The sequence below is a fragment of the Myroides sp. TSA_177.3 genome, assembly GCF_052691955.1.
Genome location: NZ_JBQZGD010000044.1, coordinates 1 through 7,231, shown reverse-complemented (window position 1 = coordinate 7,231; position 7,231 = coordinate 1). Strand labels below are relative to the sequence as shown.

The window sequence follows — 7,231 nt, the reverse complement described above, 5'->3', positions numbered from 1 at the left end:
TGCGCTGACGCAATACTGGATGGGTACTGTGCGGAGTGACTGGTTAGAGTAACAAGCGCTGAGTAATAGATGTGATTTATCTCACAGCGTTTATATTTTGTTTTGGCGTTCGATGAATATATCTCACCTATTTCTTATTGGCTTTGGTGTTCGATGAATCTACACTGCGTTTCGATTTTCACTGCGTTCCGATTTCACCTTCTTACCAATCTCACCACCTCACCAATCTCACCACCTCACCTTCTCCCCAATCTCCCCGCTATAAAAAAAACAAAGAGGAAACATAAAACTTCCTCTTTGTATACAGAAAATAACGAAATATAAAAATGTACTAACTAGTAATTGTATCGACTTCCAAAACCGTAGCGTTTCGATCTTCGGTTGTTGTGGGATGAGTCTGAATTAGAGTCAGTAAAGATTGAATCTCTTGACGTATCCATCGCATCGTAGTTGCGAGATGTTCTTCCTGCAGTGCTACGAGAACGACTACTGCGTCCTGTTTGCGATTGATTATACGTTTGATCATAGGGCTGATTTTGGTTGTATCGTTGATCTTGATGACCGTATTCTCTCGGTGAGTTCATGCGGTAAGGATGATCATACTCCTCATCATATCGATTGCGAAACGTTTCATTATAACCATAGTTATCGTCGTTGTTTTCGTAACTATTGTCATTGTAATTATCATTGTAATTGGGATGATCTGAGTAACGATCGTTTCTAGCGTAGATTTCTTTGTTGTAATCTCTTTGACGGTTCATTGGATATTCCAAGTTTCTGTCGTAGCTATCCATGTAGTTTGAACGTTGATTTGGGTGGTATTCGTTGTCGTTGAAATACCCGTCATTTTCATAATCTACATTACTGTCATATTGTGGATTTCTCGTATTATTGAATCGATAATCCTCTCTATCATTTGTGTTGTGATTATAATCGTCAAAACGATAATTATCTTGGAACTGATTCTCGTTGTGGTTATCGTAGTTTCTTGAATAACCAGAGTTATTCCTGTTGCTTCTTTGGCGATTTGATCTTGATCGGCTGTTATTGCGATTATTCATAGTCTTGAAGTTTTTGTGATTAATAAAAAGTAGTGACAGCTAGTATTTATTATTTCATTGCTTCAATGTTGATATAACTAAGGCAAAAGTCATGCAAAAGAATAAACAGTGTTATTATTTTATTTCAATATTGTTATTAATTCTCCATTAGGACAATGATAGAAGTATAGGTTTATACCCATTAAAGCGTATTTTTTTTTATTTAAATAATTGTTTTTCAAACTATTATTTAGTAGTAAATCTATTTTGTTTTTTATTTTTTTATTGATGGGATGTTATACATAGTGTAGAAATATTACCCAATAATTCTACAATATAAAAGAGTTGTAAAAGCAAGAGATGAAGAATGGCAAGGGAAGGTTGAGAATTGCATGGTTTTAGTTTTATTAGGTTGAAATAAAAAAGAACATGATGCAAGAAAAAGAAAAAAAACAGCAGCCTCCTGGAAGTGAGCACCAAATGAAGAATTACCCGGATCACGGAGAGTATACGTATAAAGGACATGCGTTATTTACTGGGAAAACCGTATTGATTACAGGAGGAGATTCTGGAATCGGAAAAGCGATAGCTATTGCTTTTGCACGGGAAGGTGCGAATGTCGTATTTGTTTATCTATCCGAGCAAGAACGCGAAGACGCCGCGGATACGCTTTATTGGATTGAACAAGCAGGCGTAAAAGGATTAGCCATTGAAATGGATTTAAAGCAAGCAGAGAATTGTAAAAAGGTAGTGCATCAAACGATTTCAACCTTTGGACAAATTGATGTATTGATTAATAATGCTGCTTTTCAGAAGGAGCATAAAGAGTTTAAGGATATTACTCTAGAGGATTGGAAAACGACTTATGAAACCAATGTAAATGCATTGTTTTATATGACAAAATACAGCTTGAAGCATATTCCTAAAGGAGGGAGTATCATTCATACAACTTCAGTAAATGTGTACGATCCCAATCCAAGTTTATTGGCCTATGCTTCTACAAAAGCAGCGATTCAGAATATGACAGCGAGTATGAGTAAAATGTTTTTGGAACAAGGCAAAGAAATTCGAGTAAATGCCGTTGCTCCAGGTCCGGTTTGGACACCACTAATTCCCACGACACTATCCAATGTCGATACATTTGGGCAAAATACGCCGATAGAACGTCCAGCCCAACCGAAGGAAATCGCGCCCGCCTATATCTTTCTAGCCAGTGAAGATGCAACCTATGTTTCAGGTGCTATTATTGCAGTGACAGGAGGACGGATTACGTTATAAATGATACGAAAAGTATAAAAAATCGAGGACAGTATTCTTTTTTTGAGTTGGGGAGTGCTGTCCTCGATTTTTTTTAATACATTACTGTTGAGTTCGTATACCGCCTAATATTTTAATCATTTTTAATGGACTAAAATTGACGGAAAAGTAAGGCGAAATAGTGTATTTATACACAATATAAAAAGTGTTATTAAATTGTTATACTTTTTAGAAATATGTACATTTGTTGCTTAAATAGAACTATTTAAAAAATTTAAATCAAATATAAATAACAGAAGTGGTATATATGAATCATTTTCATATGCGTCACTTTCGTTTTTTTGGTATAATTTGGAAGGAAATAAAGGCTCCTTTTCTTTTTTTGGTAGGCGTATTCTTTTATCAGAAAAAGGAAAGGGAGGAAGTAAGTTTTACAAGCTGAACGGTTGAGATATCTCTTATTTGTTGAATAATGGTAGTAAAGTACAATTGAACTTTAAATTAGATTTATTAGGTAGTGAAACTAGTGGAGAGAATTTTGAAAATCAATAAATGAACTAACAAGGTCCGATGTCTATTACAATCAGCAAAGAAAGAGTTAAAGCGTTAATTGAAGCGCTTGAAGAATTATCCAAAGGGAATTACACTAGACGGCTTGACTTGAAAGTGGAGCAAGATTGTTTTTCTCATGCTGAAGTGTTGTTCAATATTTTAGCGGGTGATTATGAAAGTAAATTCAAATATTTTATTTCCTTACAGCCTACGTTGGGGTATGAATTTGTGACGACTAGTATTGTCAAGATTAGTGCACAAGGACAAATTTTAGATATTTCACTTGTACAAGATAATCAGAAATCCTTTGACGAAACGAGATATATTAATCGGAATGTCCTTGATTTTTTGGAAGATGATCAACAAGAGAAATGGATGAAGAATTTTTTATTGTTTCTTCAGACGCCTTCCCATAAAAATTCATTTTCCTTACAGTTGACTGTGGCGGATAAAAAGATGAATGGATATTGTGGCTTTCATTATATGGATAAATCGCATGATATTTGGATGAGTTTCGCTTTGGTGAATCCTATTGTTCAACAAGATCCGTTGACAACGCCAGTAAGTTTGGAAAAACTTCGGAAGATGAGTGAAGAGGAACGGGATAAGATTCAAAAAATACACGCCTTAATCGGAAACAAGGAATATGAAAGAATCTATACGATTGAAGAATTGTGTCAGCTATTTGATTTGAGTAAAAATGCGTTTCAAAAGGGGTTTAAATTATTGTATAATCAAACGTTTTACACCTATTATCTAAATAAGCGGATGGAATATGCCCAACAATTACTTGCTTATTCTACCTTGTCTATCCAGGCTATTGCTGAAAAGTGTGGTTTTTCAGATTATTCAAACTTCTTTCGAAACTTTCAAAAGGTTGTACATCTTAGTCCAGCTCAATATCGCAAACAAAACTATAAAGGGTTGAAAATAGAAGATTATATCATCAAGTAAACCGCCTAAATTGAAAGTGTTTAGGCGGTTTAGAAAAAAAAATAAAAGCTTAAAAATGTTGCTATTTCAGTTGCTTATTTTTAATAAAAGTAGCCGCTTCTAAATGCGAACGTACTTCTTGTAGGGTCTCATTCAATTGTGTTCTCATGTTGTAGTTATCGACATTGTTAATGGCGTCAATCAAGACATCGGCAGCTTTATTGTGTTTTGAAATGACAACTTCCAGCCATTTCTGATCAAAATTCTTTGCGTTTGTCTTTTCTAAATCTTGTATTTCGTCCCACTGTTTGTCCGATAGATTATGTGGAACAGCATACATCATATCACTGGCTAAAGCATTGAGCTTTTGCAATCTACTTTCGTGGTGTTTTTCTAATTCTCCAGCAAAATCACGAATCTTTTCATTGTTCGATTTTCGTTTTCCGAGTTTGCCTAATTCCACTTCAAATAATTGATCGTGAACAACATCAACTAAATAAGAAGAATAATCTGCATTTTTTTGCTCAACTGTATGTTGTTGATTGGCTTTGTTTTGCTCTTTCGCTATTTTTTCAGGCTCTTTTGCGTTTGGTCGGTCTTTGCATGAAGCTAAAAGCACAAGCATAAAAAAAGCTAAAAACAGGGTTTTTGTATGTAATTTCATAGTTATAAATTTTGGTTAAACATGATCTAATAAGTTAACTCCTTGATCAATACGCAATTCAATCTCTTGTATTAGTTTGCTGTAGAATGTTTGTAAATCGGAATTTTTGGTGTTCTGTTTTAAATCCCATAGTACTTCTCGAATGCTAAATTGCAGTTTGATGGTTTCATCCAAAAAATCGCGATCATAGCTGCTGAGATTTGGTGATTCCAATGTGTTGATTGTGAATCGAGTGTTGGTTCGAAATAAGATTTCATTTTGTTTTTCCTTGCTAATCAAGTTTTCCATTTCCTTGAGGGCATGTTCATATTCTAGCAAGATTTGTTCAGCAAATTCCTGAATCTTTGGATGCTGACTTTGACTGATTGCAATTTTGGTGTAGTGTAACTGTGTAGCTAATAGATTGCTAAAACGTTGCTCTAAAACCTCTTGATCGGTGGTATCATAGTTCGTTTCATAAGAAAAAGGTTCTGTATGCACTGGTTTTGGATCGCTCTCGTCTTTATATAAATATTGTTCCGAATTAGATTTGTTTTTACAAGAAGTAAGAAACAAAAAGACAAAAAACAAGAACGTAAAGAGGATAACAAATAGTTTGTAATTGAATGATACTCCCATAGGTATGTGTGTTTAAGTGAATAAAAGTGGCTTACCAAGGATGTTGTTATTATGGTATGAGTAACTATGGAAATTACCTTGTGTAAGCCACTTGATTTTCAATTCTAGCAATTTTATTGAGCTGAAACTAAGTTATTTTTGCTTTGCTCCTTTATCTTTTGTAGCGCTTGCGCTGTTTCGTTTGGTACTGCTTGAAGAACTTCTTTGCTCTATTTCATCTTCACTTTCATCGTCCTCTTCATTTTCTCCTTTCTGCGAATGTTCGTCTTCACTTGCTTCTAGGTTAATGTGACATTCTCCTATTTGTGTAAGTTCGAAATCCGTTTCTTCTTCTTCTTCAAGGGTTTGTTCTAATAAGTCAGCTATTTCATAAGCATCAATGGCTAAGGCGAATTGAATTAATCCGCCGTAGGTAGCAATCTCATAGTGCTCAATTTGTTGAGCAACTACGATGAGTCCTGCATCTCGTACCATACTGCCATCGGGAGTCACCTGGATTATTTTCTTTGTAATAGCCTCAAAAGTTTCCATGACACTACACGGTTTCTTTTCGGGTGTTATGTCTAGCTTTCTGAAGATTCGCTCTAGACGCATGATTTGTCTACGCGTGACAATTTCATGGTCTTGAAGGGTGTCTTTCAACTCCTGTGTAGTAGCTGCTTTTATCAGGGTAGGCAAAGCTTCTATGATTGCATGTTCTGTGTTATAAATACCTTTTAACAAGGTGATAAACAGTTTTTTGAATTCAGTGCTTGCCTGGGATGTATAATTCGAATTTTTCATATTTTCTTTTTTTTATAAAAGAAGGAGCAAAGACTCCTTCTTTTAATTGATATTGGCCTAGCAGTCGATTATCTTCTAGCATTGCTTGTTGAACGTCCGCCACCATGGGATGCACGACCACCCATTCTCGCTATTTCAGTTCTCTTCGCTTTGCTCATTGCTGCGAAACCTCGACGACCAGTACCTCTATTTGAACCACTAGATGAATTCGAGCGGTTTGTGTTTGAATTATACGATCCTCTTCCTGTTGAAGATTGACCACTCTGAGAAGTAGAATTATACGATCTTCTTCCAGAACCTTGGCCCATGTGGTTAGATGAACCTGATGATCTTCTTCCAGAAGAAGAGCCATAGTTACTATTATTGTTGTAACTAGATGAATTTCCAGATCCTTGAGATCTACCTCGTCTTGATTTGGATACAAATCGTCCTTGTGCATCACGAGGATGGTCTCCTTCGTCAAAGTTAGAGCGGTGATCATAACCATAGTCATCTTCTCCGTCATAATCAAAGTCTTCGTCGTCAAAGAAGTATTCCATGTCTTCTTGATCCATTTCGTCATCGTAACGCTCATCATCTGCTCCATCGTCATATCCATGTTCGTAACCTAATTGGTAAATTTCTTCTGCCATGTGGTAGAGATGCGATTGTCTACTACTTTGAGACTGACTGTGTCTTGAATTTTGGTGATTCATAATTTCTTTTTTAAAGGGTTAATATGAACTGTGATACTAGCTGTCATAAAAAATTTCACAGTTGCTAGTAAACGTTCAATTTCTATGCGCAAAAAGAAATAATGTTATTTAAAGATAATTTTGCTATTGTGTTTATAGATAGTGTTAAAAAAATAAATTTCAACAGCTATTCTAGTATCAATAAGGGATTGAATGCTAGTTGTATAATTTTTAATATAAAAAAGAATAATATTCATTTTTTATTAAAAATATGAGTATTAAAAACTAAAATATATAATTATGTTAGTTAGTTTATTTTTTTATGTTAAACTGTTTTTTATAATCTTGGTAAGTTAATTTTAACAATGTAATGTATTGATTTGTAGTAAGTTGCTTTTTTTTATGATTTCCTTGTATTTTTATAAATGATGTTTATCGAAAATGAGTAATATGTGTATAAAATACACATATTGTGTATTTTATGTGTATTACTTCTACGTATTTTGGTTTTTTTATTTGAATTTTATCTACTTGTTTTTATTTATTGTAATTAATAACAAGGATATAATTGTGTTATTAGCAATATAATGCTCAAAGAAGAATGAAGTATAAGAAAGTAGGGGCGAGGCGGTGAGAAGGTGAGGTCGTGACATACTGGGTGGAGCTGCGGTGTAGCGTAACGAGTATTGTATTCAACCCCAGTAACCACT

General features: G+C 34.6%; 7 protein-coding genes. 2 read left to right on the top strand and 5 right to left on the bottom strand.

All coding sequences use genetic code 11. The annotated features are described in order from the left end of the window. Positions 1 to 335: 335 nt before the first annotated feature. Complete coding sequence (locus ACUTSE_RS17935) at positions 336 to 1,061, bottom strand: hypothetical protein (protein WP_445641245.1); 726 nt, start codon at positions 1,059 to 1,061, stop codon at positions 336 to 338. Positions 1,062 to 1,469: 408 nt separating this feature from the next. On the opposite strand from ACUTSE_RS17935, the gene ACUTSE_RS17930 reads away from it, so the two are divergent. Further along, positions 1,470 to 2,318: an SDR family oxidoreductase gene (locus tag ACUTSE_RS17930; protein WP_445641244.1), complete on the top strand. Its 849-nt coding sequence runs from the start codon at positions 1,470 to 1,472 to the stop codon at positions 2,316 to 2,318. Positions 2,319 to 2,867: 549 nt separating this feature from the next. Further along, the gene (locus ACUTSE_RS17925) at positions 2,868 to 3,803 is read left to right on the top strand and encodes a helix-turn-helix domain-containing protein (RefSeq protein ID WP_445641243.1); all 936 of its coding nucleotides are present in this window, start codon (positions 2,868 to 2,870) and stop codon (positions 3,801 to 3,803) included. Between the two features lie 61 nt (positions 3,804 to 3,864). Here ACUTSE_RS17925 and ACUTSE_RS17920 read toward each other — a convergent pair whose 3' ends face one another. The 4 genes from ACUTSE_RS17920 to ACUTSE_RS17905 form a co-directional block, all read right to left on the bottom strand. Beyond that, positions 3,865 to 4,446: a DUF4142 domain-containing protein gene (locus tag ACUTSE_RS17920; protein ID WP_445641242.1), complete on the bottom strand. Its 582-nt coding sequence runs from the start codon at positions 4,444 to 4,446 to the stop codon at positions 3,865 to 3,867. A gap of 15 nt (positions 4,447 to 4,461) precedes the next feature. Next, complete coding sequence (locus tag ACUTSE_RS17915) at positions 4,462 to 5,064, bottom strand: DUF4142 domain-containing protein (protein WP_002991980.1); 603 nt, start codon at positions 5,062 to 5,064, stop codon at positions 4,462 to 4,464. A 132-nt stretch (positions 5,065 to 5,196) separates the two neighbouring features. Beyond that, on the bottom strand, positions 5,197 to 5,847 hold the full coding sequence (locus tag ACUTSE_RS17910; RefSeq protein ID WP_445641241.1) for a DUF892 family protein: 651 nt from the start codon (positions 5,845 to 5,847) through the stop codon (positions 5,197 to 5,199). A gap of 68 nt (positions 5,848 to 5,915) precedes the next feature. Further along, positions 5,916 to 6,542, bottom strand: coding sequence for a KGG domain-containing protein (locus tag ACUTSE_RS17905; RefSeq protein WP_002991983.1), 627 nt, complete (start codon positions 6,540 to 6,542; stop codon positions 5,916 to 5,918). Positions 6,543 to 7,231: the final 689 nt, after the last annotated feature.

Excerpts from the sequence above, each read along its gene's own strand:
- ACUTSE_RS17935 (WP_445641245.1), bottom strand. The coding sequence starts at position 1,061 with ATGAATAATCGCAATAACAGCCGATCAAGATCAAATCGCCAAAGAAGC.
- ACUTSE_RS17910 (WP_445641241.1), bottom strand. The coding sequence starts at position 5,847 with ATGAAAAATTCGAATTATACATCCCAGGCAAGCACTGAATTCAAAAAA.
- ACUTSE_RS17905 (WP_002991983.1), bottom strand. The coding sequence starts at position 6,542 with ATGAATCACCAAAATTCAAGACACAGTCAGTCTCAAAGTAGTAGACAA.
- ACUTSE_RS17920 (WP_445641242.1), bottom strand. The coding sequence starts at position 4,446 with ATGAAATTACATACAAAAACCCTGTTTTTAGCTTTTTTTATGCTTGTG.
- ACUTSE_RS17915 (WP_002991980.1), bottom strand. The coding sequence starts at position 5,064 with ATGGGAGTATCATTCAATTACAAACTATTTGTTATCCTCTTTACGTTC.
- ACUTSE_RS17925 (WP_445641243.1), top strand. The coding sequence starts at position 2,868 with ATGTCTATTACAATCAGCAAAGAAAGAGTTAAAGCGTTAATTGAAGCG.
- ACUTSE_RS17930 (WP_445641244.1), top strand. The coding sequence starts at position 1,470 with ATGATGCAAGAAAAAGAAAAAAAACAGCAGCCTCCTGGAAGTGAGCAC.